Raw genomic sequence first — 14,274 nt, 5'->3', positions numbered from 1 at the left:
ATCTCGCCTGCCTGGAGTTTCGCTATGCGCGTGTTGCTGCTGACCACCGGACTCTTGACCTTGAGCGGCTGTGCCGGATTGCCCGCCCCCGATCCGACGCAAGCCTGGATCGACCTCGACACCCACCAGGACACCGCCCTGCAGGCGCTGGAGGTCGACGAAAAGGCCTGGGTGGACCGCCGATATTTCGAGGTACAGCCCGGCAACCATGAGCTGAAGGTGCGCTACCAGTTCGCCGTGGAGCCCACCAATATCGGCCCGGACAGCGAACCGCTGTGGCGCGACTGCCAGCTGAATGTGAAATACAAGGACTTCAACGCCGGCCAGCGCTATCAGTTGCAGACCGGCAATATCGGCTTCCGGCCCTGGGCCAAACTCTATGACCAGCAGCGCAATCTGGTGGGTACCGGCCAACCGGCGGGCTGCCAGCGCACCTGATCGGCGCTATGCTTGAGGCCTTTCCCCGGACGGCCCGACCTCATGCGCCAACCCTTGCTGCTGCTTGCCCTGACCGGCCTCGTTGCCTGCTCCAGCCCCCTGCCGGCGGTGGACCCGCAGCAGGCCTGGGTCGATTTCGCCACCCCGACGCCGGGCGGCAAGCTGCTGATGGCCGAGCGCCTGGACAACCAGCGCCTGACCGACGGCCGCTATTTCCAGGTCACCCCGGGCAGTCATGAGTTGATGGTGCGTTTCGATTTCGAGGTGTTCAGCGGGCGCCTCGGCATGATGAACGATCCGGCCGAGCGCCTGTGCTACCTGAGCGTGCGCTACGACCATTTCGAAGCCGGCCAGCGTTACCTGCTGGAAGCCCGCTCGCTGGGTTTCACTCCCAGTGCCCGGCTGTACAACGCCAAGCGTGAGCTGCTGGCCGAAGACCATAGGGTCAACTGCGTGATCTGAACGATCAGCTGTCGTTGCGCTGATAGATGATCGCCTTGGTGCCGTTTTCACAGGTACCGACCACCATGGCCACGTCGTGCTTTTCGGCTTCCTCCTTGCTGACAATCTCCAGGGTGTAGGAGGGCACGGCGTTGGCCTGGATCTTGATTTCAATCTCTTTCTTGAGTTCTTCGCAATCCTTCGGAGCCGCCAGGGCCGAGGTGGCCAGCGCGCAACAAACAACTGCCAGGGCAAAACGTTTCATGATGTGGAGCTCCCTTTGATGCAGCGCCCATGGTCATGGGCTGAGCCTGCAGTCGTGCATTCGACCACATTTTCATGAAGCGAGTTCTGACGCCGCGCATATCGGGTGCGGGAGTTTCGGCAGGAGTGCAATCGCGAGCCAGTTCGCGCCTATGGGTTCGAAGGCGTGAGCGAGCTGGCTCGCGAAGCGATAGGGCAGGTTAAAACACCGTCAGCTGAGCAGCGTCGCATCCAGGCTGATCCTGGCATTCAGCACCTTGGACACCGGGCAACCTTCCTTGGCCTTCTTGCTCAGCTCATCGAACTGCTGCTGGCTGGCGCCGGGAATCTTCGCCTTGAGGATCAGGTGCACCGCGGTGATCGCAAAACCGCCATCGACCTGGTCCAGCGTCACTTCGGCATTAGTGTCGATACTGTCGGCCTTGAGCCCGGCCTCGCCGAGAATCATCGAGAAGGCCATGGAAAAACACCCCGCGTGCGCGGCGCCGATCAGTTCTTCCGGGTTGGTGCCCTTGCCGCCCTCGAAACGCGCCTTGAAGCCGTAAGGGGCATCGCGCAGTACCCCGGTTTCCGTGGAAATCGAGCCAATGCCAGTTTTCAGGTCGCCTTCCCAGTGAGCCGATGCTTTCTTGATGATGCTCATGTCTGTCTCCTCGAGAACGGGCGCGAAAGGCCGCGCCCTTGTGGTTTTCTGCTACTCAGGGTTCTAGAGGATAGAAGGCCCGGCGAAGTTCATCCTGTCTGAATCCGCCGTTTGTCCGGACAGCAAATTCAGCCTGGCTATTGAAACTCGGGTATATGCCCACATTGCATGAAACAGGCTTACAGCATTCGGCAGGTTTTGGCTCATGACAAAGGCCTGCACACCAAAGGAGAAGCAGGTTCATGAAACCACTGTCCGACGTTAAGTTTTCCACCCTCGACCTGGTCCCCGTGCGCGAGGACGGCAGCCCGGCGCAATCGCTGCGTAATTCCCTGGACCTGGCCCGCCATGTAGAGAAATTCGGCTACACCCGCTTCTGGGTCGCCGAACACCACAACATGGACGGTATCGCCAGCTCCGCGACCTCGGTGCTGCTGGGCTACCTGGCCGGCGGCACCTCGAGCATTCGCGTCGGCTCCGGCGGCGTGATGCTGCCCAACCATGCGCCGCTGGTGATCGCCGAGCAGTTCGGCACCCTGGAAAGCCTGTACCCGGGGCGTATCGACCTGGGCCTGGGCCGCGCGCCGGGTTCGGACCAGATGACCGCCCGCGCCCTGCGCCGCGAACGGTCGGGCAGCGCCGACGACTTCCCTGAAGATGTGGCCGAGCTGATGGCCTACCTCGGCCCACGCACCCCGGAACAACGGGTGATCGCGGTGCCGGGAACCGGTACCCAGGTGCCGGTGTGGTTGCTGGGCTCGAGCCTGTTCAGTGCGCAACTGGCCGGCGAGCGCGGCTTGCCTTACGCCTTCGCCTCGCATTTCGCACCGCGCTACATGCACGAGGCGATTCGCGTGTACCGCAATCACTTCAAGCCTTCGGCCGTGCTCGACAAGCCTTACGTGATGCTCGGCGTGCCGCTGGTGGCGGCCGACACCGACGAACAGGCCGACTATCTGGCGACCTCGGTGTACCAGCGGATCCTCGCGTTGATGCGCGGCCAGAGCCTGGTGCAGCGCAAACCGGTGAAGAGCATGGACGGCCTGTGGCTGCCCCATGAAAAGGAAGCGGTGGGCAGCTTCCTCGGCCTGGCCATGATCGGCAGCCCGGCGAAGATCCGCGCCAAGCTCGAAGTGCTGATCGAACAGACCGGCGCCGACGAGCTGATCTTCACCTGCGACCTGTACGAGCACGCCGACCGCCTGCATTCCTATGAATTGCTGGCGCAAGTGATGAAGGGTTGAGTCTGCAATCGGGCCGAAGGACTGGGTGATCCAGAGGCCTTGCGCGCCCTTCGGTCGCGATCGCAGCCTGCGGCAGCGGCTACAGGGGCACGCCTGGCCTGGCTAAACGCCGGGCAAAAAAAAGCCGACGCAGCGCGTCGGCTTTGTTCATTGCTACAAGGGCTCAGCCACGCTTGTAGACGATTTCCTTGGTACCGCCTTCGCAGGTACCGACCACTTTGCCGTCAGTCGCGCTGCCTTTTTCGACAATTTCCAGCGAATAACCCGACGCGCCTTTGGCGTCGATCTTCGCGGCGATTTCGCTTTTCAGCTCTTCGCATGGCTTGCCGGCAGCAAGGGCTGTTCCCGCGACACTCAACAACACTAAAGCCATTACCTGTTTTTTCATCGGTCACATTCCCTGGTCGAATCAAATAAGCGTCAAGCCCCGGCCTGCTCGGCATCGAGGCAGATATAGCGCTTTGCCATTCCCTATGGCAATCGGCCAGCGCACAAGTTCAACAGCCTAGTCCAGGTTCAGCTGTTGGCAATGCGGAAACCGACTTTGAGCGTGACCTGGAAATGCGCGGCCTTGCCATCCTTGATATGCCCACGGGTTTCCGTGACCTCGAACCACTCCAGGTGCTGGATGCTTTTGCTGGCTTCGGCCAGCGCATTGTTGATGGCGTCTTCGATGCTGCTAGGGGACGAACCGACCAGTTCGACTTTCTTGTAGGTGTGATGATCAGACATGGCGTGCTCTCCTTATGAGGTAGATCAAAGCCTAGCAGCGATTACCAGCAACACTGGAATAAGCCCCGGCCCATCGTCATGCAGATTTAATGCACTTTCGCCAGGCCGCGCAGTCGGACCCTACAGACCCTCAATCAACAATGCAGGAGAGCCACCATGGCCAACACTTCGTTACGCAAAGCCTCATTGGAAAGCATGGAAGCCGAGATCGAAAGTCTGCTCAAGTCCCTGGAGAGCCTCAAGGACGACGCTTCGGACGAATCGCGCAAAACCCTCAAGGCGCTGAAAAGCAACGCCGAGAGCGCGCTGAGACATTCGCGCAGCCTGCTCAGCGATGCCTATGAAGAAGTCAAAGTGAAAACCCGTGAAACCGGGATCGCCACCCGCGACTACGCCCAGCAGCACCCCTGGACCACCGCCGGCGTCGCTGTGGGCGCGCTGGGCCTGCTGGCCGCTTACCTGCTGTGCAAGCGCGGCAATTAAGGCGTCTGACGCAGTTCGTTGCTGAGCCACTGCGCCAGTTGCCGGGCGCGCCCGTCCGCGGCGCGCTTGGGTAGCCACAACGCCAGTTGCCCCGGGGTTTCACAGAAGCCCCACGGGGCAACCAGGCGTCCGGCACGCAGGTCCTCGGCCACCAGCGGCTGCGGCGCGATCGCCACGCCCAGCCCGGCCACCGCGGCCTCCAGCAAATAATACAAATGCTCGAAACCCTGGCCGAACTTCAGCGCCCCGGCGTCGATGCCGTTCTGCCGTGCCCAGCTGGGCCAGGCCTGCGGGCGCGAGGTGGTCTGTAGCAACGTCTCGTTGAGTAGCGCACTGGCCGGCGCCTCGCGCAGTTGCTCGTAACGGCTGTAGCGCGGGCTGAGCACCGGGCCGATGCGCTCGCTGGCCAGCTCAAAGACCTGCATGTCCGCCGGCCACGGTGGCTCGGCGAATACCAGCAAGGCGTCCAGCCCCGGCCGGCGCGGGTCGAGATCGCCTTCGCCGGCCGACAGGTGCAGGCGCAGGTCCGGCAGGTCGGCGTTCAGCCGCCCCAGGCGCGGAATGAACCAGCGCGCCAGCAGGCTGCCGGAACAGCCGAGCACGAAGGGCGCATCGGCGGTGCTCTGGCTCAGCTCGGCGCAGACCGTGCGCAGGCGCTCGAAGGCATCGCTGCTGGCGTCGCGCAGGCGCACACCGGCATCTGTGAGTTTAAGGCCGCGCCCTTCCTTGACGAACAGGCTCACCCCAAGATGCTCTTCGAGCACCTTCAACTGGCGGCTGACCGCACCATGGGTGACGTGCAGCTGTTCGGCCGCCTGACTGACGCTGTTCAAGCGGGCGGTGGCTTCGAAGGCCCTGAGGGCGTTCAGCGGAGGCAGGTCGTGGCTCATGGGATATGTGAGTTTTCCTGACAGGTTATGGCGATCTTATCGGTTTTCAGCCTGGGACGTCAGGGGTAGAGTGAACGCCATTGTCTTTCCAGCATTCACCCTTTTGACCAATCACCGGGAGCGCCCCATGAACCAGACCAACCTGCGCAACGGTCCTGATGCCAACGGCCTGTTCGGCGCGTTCGGCGGCCGTTACGTCGCCGAAACCCTGATGCCGCTGATCCTCGACCTGGCCCGCGAATACGAAGCGGCCAAGCAAGATCCGGAGTTCCTCAAGGAACTGGCCTACTTCCAGCGCGACTACGTCGGCCGTCCCAGCCCGCTGTACTTCGCCGAGCGCCTGACCGAGCACTGCGGCGGCGCCAAGATCTACCTCAAGCGCGAAGAGCTGAACCACACCGGCGCGCATAAGATCAACAACTGCATCGGCCAGATCCTCCTGGCGCGGCGCATGGGCAAGAAACGCATCATTGCCGAGACCGGCGCCGGCATGCACGGCGTGGCCACTGCCACCGTGGCGGCCCGTTTCGGCCTGGACTGCGTGATCTACATGGGCACCACCGACATCGAGCGCCAACAGGCCAACGTGTTCCGTATGAAGCTGCTGGGCGCCGAAGTGATCCCGGTGGTCGCCGGCACCGGCACCCTGAAGGACGCGATGAACGAAGCCCTGCGTGACTGGGTGACCAACGTCGACAGCACCTTCTACCTGATCGGCACCGTGGCCGGTCCGCACCCTTATCCCGCCATGGTCCGCGACTTCCAGGCGGTGATCGGCAAGGAAACCCGCGAACAGCTGCAAGCCCAGGAAGGCCGCCTGCCGGACAGCCTGGTGGCGTGCATCGGCGGCGGTTCCAACGCCATGGGCCTGTTCCATCCGTTCCTCGACGACAAGAGCGTGCAGATCATCGGCGTCGAAGCCGCCGGCTACGGCATCGAGACCGGCAAGCACGCGGCCAGTCTGAATGGCGGCCTGCCTGGCGTGCTGCATGGCAACCGGACCTTCCTGCTGCAGGACGAGGATGGCCAGATCATCGACGCTCACTCGATTTCCGCCGGCCTCGACTACCCGGGCATCGGCCCTGAACACGCCTGGTTGCACGATATCGGCCGTGTCGAATACACCTCGGTGACCGACGACGAAGCCCTGGCCGCGTTCCACCAGTGCTGCCGCCTGGAAGGCATCATCCCGGCCCTGGAAAGCGCCCACGCCCTGGCCGAAGTGTTCAAGCGCGCGCCGAACCTGCCCAAGGATCACCTGATGGTGGTCAACCTCTCGGGCCGCGGCGACAAAGACATGCAAACCGTGATGCACCACATGCAACAGTCCCAGCAGGAGAAACACTGATGAGCCGCCTGCAAACGCGCTTTGCCGAGCTTAAGCAACAGAACCGCGCCGCCCTGGTGACCTTCGTCACCGCCGGCGACCCGGGTTACGACGCTTCCCTGGCGATCCTCAAGGGCTTGCCGGCCGCCGGCGCCGACGTGATCGAACTGGGCATGCCTTTCACCGATCCGATGGCCGACGGCCCGGCGATCCAGCTGGCCAACATCCGCGCCCTGGAGGCCAAGCAGAACCTGGCGAAAACCCTGCAAATGGTTCGCGAGTTCCGCGCCGGCAACAACGACACGCCGCTGGTGCTGATGGGGTACTTCAACCCGATCCACCACTACGGCGTACCGCGCTTCATCGCCGAAGCCAAGGAAGCCGGGGTCGACGGCCTGATCGTGGTCGACATACCGCCCGAGCACAACGCCGAGCTATGCGACCCGTCCCAGGCCGCCGGCATCGACTTCATCCGCCTGACCACGCCGACCACCGACGATGCGCGCCTGCCGAAGGTGCTGAACGGCAGCTCGGGCTTCGTCTACTACGTCTCCGTGGCCGGTGTGACCGGTGCCGGTTCCGCCACCCTGGAGCACGTGGAAGAGGCGGTGACCCGCCTGCGTCGCCACACCGACCTGCCGATCAGCATCGGTTTCGGCATCCGTACGCCGGAGCAGGCCGCGGCCATCGCCCGCCTCGCCGACGGCGTGGTGGTGGGGTCGGCGCTGATCGACCAGATCGCCAATGCCAGCAGTTCCGAGCAGGCGGTGGATGGTGTGCTGAGCCTGTGTGCCTCCCTCGCCGAAGGGGTGCGTCAAGCCCGTGTCAGCCAAGGGTAAAGTTCCTGATACAGAGGAATTCGCCTCAGAGTCCACAGACTAACCAGCAAGACCAAGGGGTTCAGAACCAGGTTCTGAGCCCCTTTTTGTTGTTCGTGCTCTGAGGAAGACCCGATGAAAATGCCCAAACGCCTGATTGCCGGTCTCGGCGTGCTGATGCTCAGCGCCAGCCCGCTGCTGCACGCGGTCGCGGACCCACGTGACGACCACGACCGCGGCGGCCCGCAACCGGGTCGCTACGACAATCGAGGAGACAATCGCGGGGATAATCGGGGCGATGAACATCGCGGCCCGCAGGCCGACCGCCGTGGTGGCCCGCCCCGGGATTTCGGCCCGGTGCGCGAGACCATTCGCGACAACCACGCCTACTTCGTACGCGGCGCGCCACCGCCCCACGGCATCCATCTGGTGCGCGGCCAGCCGCTGCCCCGCGGCTACTACGGCGAACGCCTGGACAACCGCGCCCTGGCGCACCTGCCGTACTACCCGGGTTATGAATGGCGGCGCATGGGCGCCGATATCGTGCTGATCGCGGTAGGCACGGGGATCGTCTACGAGATCCTCGATGGCGTGTTGTATTGACCGGGGGCTGATGGCACTTGCTCGCGAAAAACCTCAAAAAATTGACAGGTCCAACGGCCGGATCGCCCCCATCCAGACCGCATGCTCCGTGTGATCCTTCAGGTCGTCGCCGGTATCGGGGTGCAGGAATACCACCAGCCCGTTGCGATTGAGCGCCAGCCACGGCAACACCTCGCCCAGGTATTGCGGCTCGAACGCCAGCTGGCAGCTCCAGTCCGGGTGCGGGCCGACCGGCCGTTCATGCACCCGCCCCATCTTCAACGGAAACAATTGCGCCGCCTGCTCGCACAGGGCCCGCGCCTGGTCGATGGTGCTGGCGTCAAAATAGACATGGGCGTGATAGCCCTTGATGCGTTGCATGGAACCTCTCATGACAAAGTCGAACCCTGGCGACAGCCCACAGGTCATAACCTTACCAGTGTAAAGAAACGGGCCGCGCCATGAAAAATGCCGAAACCCCGGTGGTCAAGCTGGTGCTCTACGGTGCCATGAGCAGCCTGGGTAGCGCGCTGATGGCGGAATTCCTGCGGCGCCAACATGAAGTCATCGCCATTCTCGACGACCTGACGGCCCTAGCCCCCCTTCCCGGTTTGCGCACCAAATACGGGGACCTGTTCGATGCCGAGCGGGTCAGGCAAAGCGTGGCCGGAGGCGACGTGGTGGCCTGCCTGCTGGATGCTCCGGGGCTGCCCATGGGCCTTGAACAGCAGGAAAACCTGCTGCTCGAACCCCGGGAGCAACTTCGCGCGGTCGAAGCGCTGATCGCTGGCATGCAGGCCGCGGGCGTCCGGCGCCTGTTCCTGGTGGGGCATTTCGAGGTGCTGGAGCAGCCGGAGATGGAAGGCTACCCACCCCGCCAGATGGCCGAAGCCATCCTCGATGCGTTGCAAGGCAGCACCTTGCGCTGGACCCTGGTGAATACGCCACAAAGCCCGCCCGGGCTGACCTTGGAACACTTCAGCCACTCCACCGACAGCCTTGCACCCGAGCGGGTCGAACCGGTGCAGCGACTGGCGCGGGTGGCTGCCGGCATCGCCGATGAACAGCAACTGAACCTGCATGTGGGCGAACATGTGAATTTCGTGTGTTGAGCCTCGATCTCAGACCGCAATCGAAGGCAAGGCCAGCCCGGCCAGGGATTGCGCACTGTCGGCCTGCTCGGCCATCAGCCAGTCGAAAAACCGCTGGATCAGCACCCCGCGACGTTTGCGCTGGGGCAGGACCACGTAATAGCCGTAGCGGGAGATCAGCGTTTCGCTGATCGGCCGGCACAACAGACCTTGCGCCAGCAAGTTATCCACAAGGTGGCGCCAGCCAATGCCCACGCCCTGGCCACCGATCGCCGCCTGGATCAGCAGGGTGTAGTTGTCGAAACGCAGCTGCCCCGGCGCCGGCGGGGTGGCGATCCCCAGTTCGCGGAACACGCCGCTCCAGTCGAACCAGTGGCTGCTGTTTTCCCCCTTCAAATGCAGCAGCGGAAACTCCAGCAGCGAATGGGCGCCGAGGGGCAACGGTCGTTCCTTGAGCAAGAGCGGGCTGCACACCGGAAACACTTCCTCGTTGAACAGCCAGTGGCTTTCACCCTGCTTGAAACGCCCATCGCCAAACAGCACGGCAACGTCGATATCGGTGCGCAGCATGTTGTGGCTGCGCTCGCTGGTGACCAGGCTCACATCCACCTGTGGATTGGCGGCGTGGAAGCGATGCAGGCGCGGCATCAGCCAGTAGGCGGCAAAGGCGAAATCGGTGGCCACCTGCAGCACCTCGTGCTGATGCTGGGCAGTGATGGCGCTCAGGCCGCTGTCGATGCTCTGCAAGCCAGCCTGCACCTGTTCGAACAACTGGCTGCCGGCCTCGGTCAGTTCGATGCCCCGGTAGATGCGGTCGAATAGCCGGGTGCCGAGCTGTTCCTCCAGCCGCTTGATCTGCTGGCTGATAGCCGGTTGGGTGGTGCCCAACTCCACCGCCGCCGCGGTAAAGCTGCGCTGGCGCGCCGCCGCCTCGAAGACGCGGAACAGGTCCAGGGATAGATCGCCAAGCGCTTCATACATAAGCTGTGCTTATCCTAGTCATTGCCGTACAGGGGCTTTACCGCGAAAGCCACGGGTTACATCCTCGATCGCAGCACTTTCGCATAACTGCCCACTATGGAATGCCGCGAATACATGAAGCGCAAGAACATTCTTTTCATCATGGCCGATCAAATGGCCGCGCCAATGTTGCCGTTCTACGGTCAATCGCCCATCAAGCTGCCGCATCTGAGCCGTCTCGCCGCCCAGGGCGTGGTATTCGACGCCGCCTACTGCAACAGCCCGTTGTGCGCGCCCTCGCGTTTCACCCTGGTCAGCGGCCAGTTGCCGAGCAAGATCGGCGCCTATGACAACGCAGCCGACTTCCCCGCCGACGTCCCGACCTACGCCCATTACCTGCGCCGCCTGGGCTACCGCACGGCGCTGTCAGGCAAGATGCATTTCTGCGGCCCGGACCAACTGCACGGCTACGAAGAACGCCTGACCAGCGATATCTACCCGGCCGACTATGGCTGGGCGGTGAACTGGGACGAGCCGGACGTGCGCCCGAGTTGGTACCACAACATGTCCTCGGTGCTGCAGGCCGGGCCATGCGTGCGCACCAACCAGCTGGATTTCGACGAAGAGGTGGTGTTCAAGGCCCGCCAGTACCTGTTCGATCACGTTCGCGAAGACGGCGACCAGCCGTTCTGCCTGACCGTGTCGATGACCCACCCGCACGACCCGTACACCATTCCCAAGGCCTTCTGGGATCTGTACCGCGACGAAGATATTCCGCTGCCACAGACCCCGGCCCAGGACGCGCTCGACCCGCATTCCCAGCGCCTGCTCAAGGTCTACGACCTGTGGGACAAGCCGCTGCCTGTGGATAAAATCCGCGATGCGCGTCGTGCCTATTTCGGTGCGTGCAGCTATATCGACAGCAACGTCGGCAAACTCCTGGAAACCCTGGAGGAAACCGGGCTGAGCGACGACACCATCATTGTCTTCTCCGGCGACCACGGCGACATGCTCGGCGAGCGCGGCCTCTGGTACAAAATGCATTGGTTCGAAATGGCCGCGCGGGTGCCGCTGCTGGTCAGCGCGCCGGGGCAGTTCGACGCCGGACGGGTAAGCCAGGCGGTCTCGACCGCCGACCTGCTGCCGACCCTGGTGGAACTGGCCGGAGGCCAGTTGCAACCGGGCCTGGCGCTGGATGGCCGCTCCCTGGTGCCGCACCTGCAAGGGCAGGGCGGGCATGACGAAGTCTTCGGCGAATACATGGCCGAAGGCACCATCAGCCCGCTGATGATGATTCGCCGCGGCCGCTACAAGTTCATCTACAGCGAAGACGACCCGTGCCTGCTGTTCGATGTGGCCAACGACCCGCGCGAGCAGGAAGAACTCAGCCAATCGCCGCAACATCGCCCGCTATTCGAGGATTTTCTCCGCGAGGCGCGGGCCAAGTGGGATATCCCGGCCATCCATCAACAGGTACTCGCCAGCCAGCGCCGCCGTCGCTTCGTCGCGGGCGCCTTGAGCCTGGGCAAGCTGAAGAGCTGGGACCACCAGCCACTGGTCGACGCCAGTGCGCAATACATGCGCAACCACATCGACCTCGACGATCTGGAGCGCAAGGCTCGTTATCCACAACCCTGCCAAAACCAATAACGTAAGGGGAAGAGCATGCAAAGGTTATCCACAGCAGTGACGGCCGCGCTTCTGGCGCTGGGCAGTGTTTCGATCCCGGCCCTGGCCTGGGCCGAACAAGGTTGCGAGACCGTGAAGATGGCCGACCCGGGCTGGAGCGACATCGCCGCCACCAACGCCATCGCCGGTTTCCTGCTGGACGGCATGGGCTACAAGGCCAAGATCGACACCCTGGCGGTGCCGATCACCTTCGGCGGGCTCAAGGACGGCCAGGTGGATGTGTTCCTGGGCAACTGGATGCCGGCGCAGCAGGGCTTCTACGACAAGTTCGTGGCCAATGGCGATGTCACCCAGCTGGCGAAGAACCTGGACGGCACCGAGTTCACCCTGGCGGTGCCGGATTACGTCTGGGACGCCGGCGTGCATGACTTCAACGACCTGAATAAGTACGCAGACAAGTTCGACAAGAAGCTCTACGGCATCGGCTCCGGGGCCCCGGCCAACCTGTCGTTGCAGGAGATCATCAAGAAGAACGACTTCGACCTCGGCCAGTGGAAACTGATCGAGTCCAGCGAACAGGCGATGCTCGCCGAAGTCTCGCGGGCGGTGAAACGGCAGAAGTTCGTCACCTTCCTCGGCTGGACCCCGCACCCGATGAACGTGCAGCTGAAAATGCATTACCTCAAGGGCGGCGAGAAGTACTTCGGCGACACCGGCAGCGTCTACACCCTGACCCGCAAGGGGTATGCACAGGCCTGCCCGAACGTCGGCAAACTGCTGGCCAACCTGAGCTTCACCCAGGAAATGGAGAACAGCATCATGGCCGAGGTGGCCAACAAGAAGGTCAGCAACTTTGACGCAGCCAAGGCCTGGATCAAGGCCAACCCGGCAGTGCTGGGCAAGTGGCTGGACGGGGTGAAGACCCTCGACGGCAAGGATGCGCTGCCGGCGGTGCAGGCCAAGCTGTAATCCACCTGTAGCCGCTGCCGCAGGCTGCGATCGACCCGAAGGGGCGCAGGGTTTTCGAGCCCGTTGAGGTCCTGTGGACCTATCGCAGCCTGCGGCAGCGGCTACAACCGTCACTAACGGGCCTTGCACGCTCCGATCTGACACTCCACCCTGACGCCTTTCGCCCCATCCCGACCGCGAGGACCCATGGCCTGGCCCAATCGCCATTCACTCTTGCCCTTCCTGAGCTGGCTGCCCCGGCAGACCCGCGCCAGCGTCGGGCGCGACCTGCTGGTGGGCCTGAGCGGCGCCATCCTCGCCCTGCCGCAATCGATCGCCTATGCGCTGATCGCCGGCCTGCCACCGGAATACGGCCTGTATGCCGCCGTCGTCCCGGTGCTGATCGCTTGCCTGTGGGGTTCTTCCTGGCACCTGATCTGTGGCCCGACCGCGGCGATTTCCATCGTCCTCTATGCCAGCGTCAGCCCCCTGGCGGTGCCGGCGTCCCAGGACTACATCACCCTGATCCTGCTGCTGACCTTGCTCGCCGGCCTGTTCCAGTGGCTGCTGGGGTTGTTGCGCTTCGGTGCGCTGGTGAACTTCGTGTCCCATTCGGTGGTGCTCGGCTTCACCCTCGGCGCCGCGGTGGTGATCGCCCTGGGGCAATTGCCCAACCTGCTGGGCCTGGACTTGCCGAGCGAAGCCACCGCGCTGAACAGCCTGACCTCGCTGTTCGCCCATCTCGATGCCGTGGATAAACCCTCGCTGATCCTCGGCCTGGGCACGCTGGTCGTCGGCCTGGCCCTGAAGCTGCTGGTGCCGCGCTGGCCCTCACTGCTGATCAGCCTGATCCTCAGCGCTCTGGTGGTGTGGCTGTGGCCGGCGCTGTTCGGCCAGGTAAAACTGGTCAGCGCCTTTACCGGCCGGCTGCCGCCGTTCAGCCCGCTGCCGCTGGACCTGGACATGATCCTGCGCCTGCTGCCCAGCGCCGTGGCGGTGGGCATGCTGGGGCTGGTGACCAGCCTGTCGATCGCCCGCTCGCTGTCGGCACGCTCCGAACAGTTGCTCGATGCCAACCAGGAAGTCCGCGCCCAGGGCCTGTCGAATATCGTCGGCGCGTTTTTCTCCGGCTATCTGTCGTCCGGCTCTTTTACCCGCTCCGGCCTGAGCTACGAGGCCGGCGCCTGTTCGCCGCTGGCCGGAGTGTTCTCAGCATTGTGGGTGGCCCTGTTCGCCGTGGCCGGCGCGGCACTGATCGCGCATATCCCGATCCCGGCCATGGCCGGGAGCATCCTGCTGATCTGCTGGGGCCTGGTGGACCACCGCGGCATTCGCGCGCTGTTCCGGGTCAGCCGCGCCGAGTTCGTGGTAATGGGCCTGACCTGTGTCGCCACCTTGCTCCTGGAGTTGCAGACGGCGATCTACGCCGGGGTCTTGGCGTCGCTGTTCTTCTACCTCAAGCGCACCTCACAACCGCGCGTGCAGCATGGGCGCGAAGGCGACGAGGACATCCTGCGGGTCGGCGGCTCGATCTTTTTCGGCGCCAGCCATTACCTGCAAGTGCGCATGCAACGCTGCCATGCGCCGCGCCTGGTGATCGACGCCCGGCAGATCAACTTCATCGACTATTCCGGGGTGGCCATGCTGCACCAGGAAGCCCGCCGCCTGCTGCGGCAGAACCGCAGCCTGACCCTGCGTCGCGCGCGGGCCTCGGTGATCGAAGAGTTGAGAAAGCTCGAAGGCGCGGAGAAATGCCCGATCCGGTTTGAGGATTGATTGCCGGT

At 63.7% G+C, this 14,274-nt stretch carries 18 protein-coding genes; 11 read left to right on the top strand and 7 right to left on the bottom strand.

The features are described from left to right. Nucleotides 1-24 precede the first annotated feature (24 nt). Both C4K27_RS00250 and C4K27_RS00245 read left to right on the top strand, forming a co-directional pair. Entirely contained in the window at nucleotides 25-438 is a 414-nt protein-coding gene (locus C4K27_RS00250; RefSeq protein ID WP_007926170.1) for a PA0061/PA0062 family lipoprotein, read from the top strand. A gap of 42 nt (nucleotides 439-480) precedes the next feature. Beyond that, nucleotides 481-900, top strand: coding sequence for a PA0061/PA0062 family lipoprotein (locus C4K27_RS00245; protein ID WP_007926173.1), 420 nt, complete (start codon nucleotides 481-483; stop codon nucleotides 898-900). Nucleotides 901-904: 4 nt separating this feature from the next. Here the strand turns inward: C4K27_RS00245 and C4K27_RS00240 are convergent, their stop codons facing one another. Both C4K27_RS00240 and C4K27_RS00235 read right to left on the bottom strand, forming a co-directional pair. Then, nucleotides 905-1,144 (bottom strand): DUF1161 domain-containing protein, encoded by a 240-nt coding sequence (locus C4K27_RS00240; protein WP_009041501.1) that lies wholly within the window; start codon nucleotides 1,142-1,144, stop codon nucleotides 905-907. Nucleotides 1,145-1,354: 210 nt separating this feature from the next. Beyond that, on the bottom strand, nucleotides 1,355-1,786 hold the full coding sequence (locus C4K27_RS00235; RefSeq protein ID WP_007926175.1) for an OsmC family protein: 432 nt from the start codon (nucleotides 1,784-1,786) through the stop codon (nucleotides 1,355-1,357). A gap of 242 nt (nucleotides 1,787-2,028) precedes the next feature. Between C4K27_RS00235 and C4K27_RS00230 the strand changes: the two genes are divergently transcribed. After that, nucleotides 2,029-3,030 (top strand): LLM class flavin-dependent oxidoreductase, encoded by a 1,002-nt coding sequence (locus C4K27_RS00230; RefSeq protein WP_009041499.1) that lies wholly within the window; start codon nucleotides 2,029-2,031, stop codon nucleotides 3,028-3,030. A gap of 163 nt (nucleotides 3,031-3,193) precedes the next feature. Here C4K27_RS00230 and C4K27_RS00225 read toward each other — a convergent pair whose 3' ends face one another. Then, nucleotides 3,194-3,418, bottom strand: a complete 225-nt coding sequence (locus C4K27_RS00225) for a DUF1161 domain-containing protein (protein ID WP_053263232.1) — start codon at nucleotides 3,416-3,418, stop codon at nucleotides 3,194-3,196. 128 nt (nucleotides 3,419-3,546) lie between these two features. After that, nucleotides 3,547-3,762 (bottom strand): dodecin, encoded by a 216-nt coding sequence (locus C4K27_RS00220; protein WP_009041497.1) that lies wholly within the window; start codon nucleotides 3,760-3,762, stop codon nucleotides 3,547-3,549. A gap of 156 nt (nucleotides 3,763-3,918) precedes the next feature. Here C4K27_RS00220 and C4K27_RS00215 point away from each other — a divergent pair, with 156 nt between their 5' ends. After that, on the top strand, nucleotides 3,919-4,245 hold the full coding sequence (locus tag C4K27_RS00215) for an ElaB/YgaM/YqjD family protein (RefSeq protein WP_007926179.1): 327 nt from the start codon (nucleotides 3,919-3,921) through the stop codon (nucleotides 4,243-4,245). Here the strand turns inward: C4K27_RS00215 and C4K27_RS00210 are convergent. Next, a complete protein-coding gene (locus tag C4K27_RS00210; RefSeq protein ID WP_038583318.1) occupies nucleotides 4,242-5,135 on the bottom strand; it encodes a LysR family transcriptional regulator in 894 nt (297 codons plus the stop codon). The genes C4K27_RS00215 and C4K27_RS00210 overlap by 4 nt on opposite strands. 127 nt (nucleotides 5,136-5,262) lie before the next feature. Here C4K27_RS00210 and trpB point away from each other — a divergent pair, with 127 nt between their 5' ends. The 3 genes from trpB (at nucleotide 5,263) to C4K27_RS00195 (ending at nucleotide 7,883) form a co-directional block, all read left to right on the top strand. Next, a complete protein-coding gene (gene trpB, locus C4K27_RS00205) occupies nucleotides 5,263-6,483 on the top strand; it encodes a tryptophan synthase subunit beta (RefSeq protein WP_053263231.1) in 1,221 nt (406 codons plus the stop codon). Further along, nucleotides 6,483-7,301: a tryptophan synthase subunit alpha gene (gene trpA, locus C4K27_RS00200; protein ID WP_053263230.1), complete on the top strand. Its 819-nt coding sequence runs from the start codon at nucleotides 6,483-6,485 to the stop codon at nucleotides 7,299-7,301. Before trpB ends, trpA begins: the two co-directional genes overlap by 1 nt. Before the next feature lie 114 nt (nucleotides 7,302-7,415). Continuing rightward, entirely contained in the window at nucleotides 7,416-7,883 is a 468-nt protein-coding gene (locus tag C4K27_RS00195) for an anti-virulence regulator CigR family protein (protein ID WP_053263229.1), read from the top strand. A gap of 33 nt (nucleotides 7,884-7,916) precedes the next feature. Here C4K27_RS00195 and C4K27_RS00190 read toward each other — a convergent pair whose 3' ends face one another. Then, nucleotides 7,917-8,243, bottom strand: coding sequence for a DOPA 4,5-dioxygenase family protein (locus C4K27_RS00190; RefSeq protein WP_009046239.1), 327 nt, complete (start codon nucleotides 8,241-8,243; stop codon nucleotides 7,917-7,919). 80 nt (nucleotides 8,244-8,323) lie between these two features. Between C4K27_RS00190 and C4K27_RS00185 the strand changes: the two genes are divergently transcribed. Then, the gene (locus tag C4K27_RS00185) at nucleotides 8,324-8,974 is read left to right on the top strand and encodes an NAD(P)-dependent oxidoreductase (RefSeq protein ID WP_053263228.1); all 651 of its coding nucleotides are present in this window, start codon (nucleotides 8,324-8,326) and stop codon (nucleotides 8,972-8,974) included. A 9-nt stretch (nucleotides 8,975-8,983) separates the two neighbouring features. Here the strand turns inward: C4K27_RS00185 and C4K27_RS00180 are convergent, their stop codons facing one another. Next, nucleotides 8,984-9,934, bottom strand: a complete 951-nt coding sequence (locus C4K27_RS00180; protein WP_053263227.1) for a choline sulfate utilization transcriptional regulator — start codon at nucleotides 9,932-9,934, stop codon at nucleotides 8,984-8,986. Between the two features lie 114 nt (nucleotides 9,935-10,048). On the opposite strand from C4K27_RS00180, the gene betC reads away from it, so the two are divergent. The 3 genes from betC to C4K27_RS00165 all read left to right on the top strand — a co-directional run bounded on the left by betC (nucleotide 10,049) and on the right by C4K27_RS00165 (nucleotide 14,266). Beyond that, nucleotides 10,049-11,563, top strand: coding sequence for a choline-sulfatase (gene betC, locus C4K27_RS00175; protein ID WP_053263226.1), 1,515 nt, complete (start codon nucleotides 10,049-10,051; stop codon nucleotides 11,561-11,563). A gap of 15 nt (nucleotides 11,564-11,578) precedes the next feature. Next, nucleotides 11,579-12,511, top strand: coding sequence for a choline ABC transporter substrate-binding protein (choX, locus tag C4K27_RS00170; RefSeq protein ID WP_053263225.1), 933 nt, complete (start codon nucleotides 11,579-11,581; stop codon nucleotides 12,509-12,511). A gap of 186 nt (nucleotides 12,512-12,697) precedes the next feature. After that, nucleotides 12,698-14,266: a SulP family inorganic anion transporter gene (locus C4K27_RS00165; protein WP_007926201.1), complete on the top strand. Its 1,569-nt coding sequence runs from the start codon at nucleotides 12,698-12,700 to the stop codon at nucleotides 14,264-14,266. The last annotated feature ends 8 nt before the right edge of the window (nucleotides 14,267-14,274 follow it).

Source organism: Pseudomonas chlororaphis subsp. chlororaphis (assembly GCF_003945765.1).
Classification (GTDB): Bacteria; Pseudomonadota; Gammaproteobacteria; order Pseudomonadales; family Pseudomonadaceae; genus Aquipseudomonas; species Aquipseudomonas chlororaphis.
This window is presented reverse-complemented; position numbering and strand designations above follow the sequence as displayed.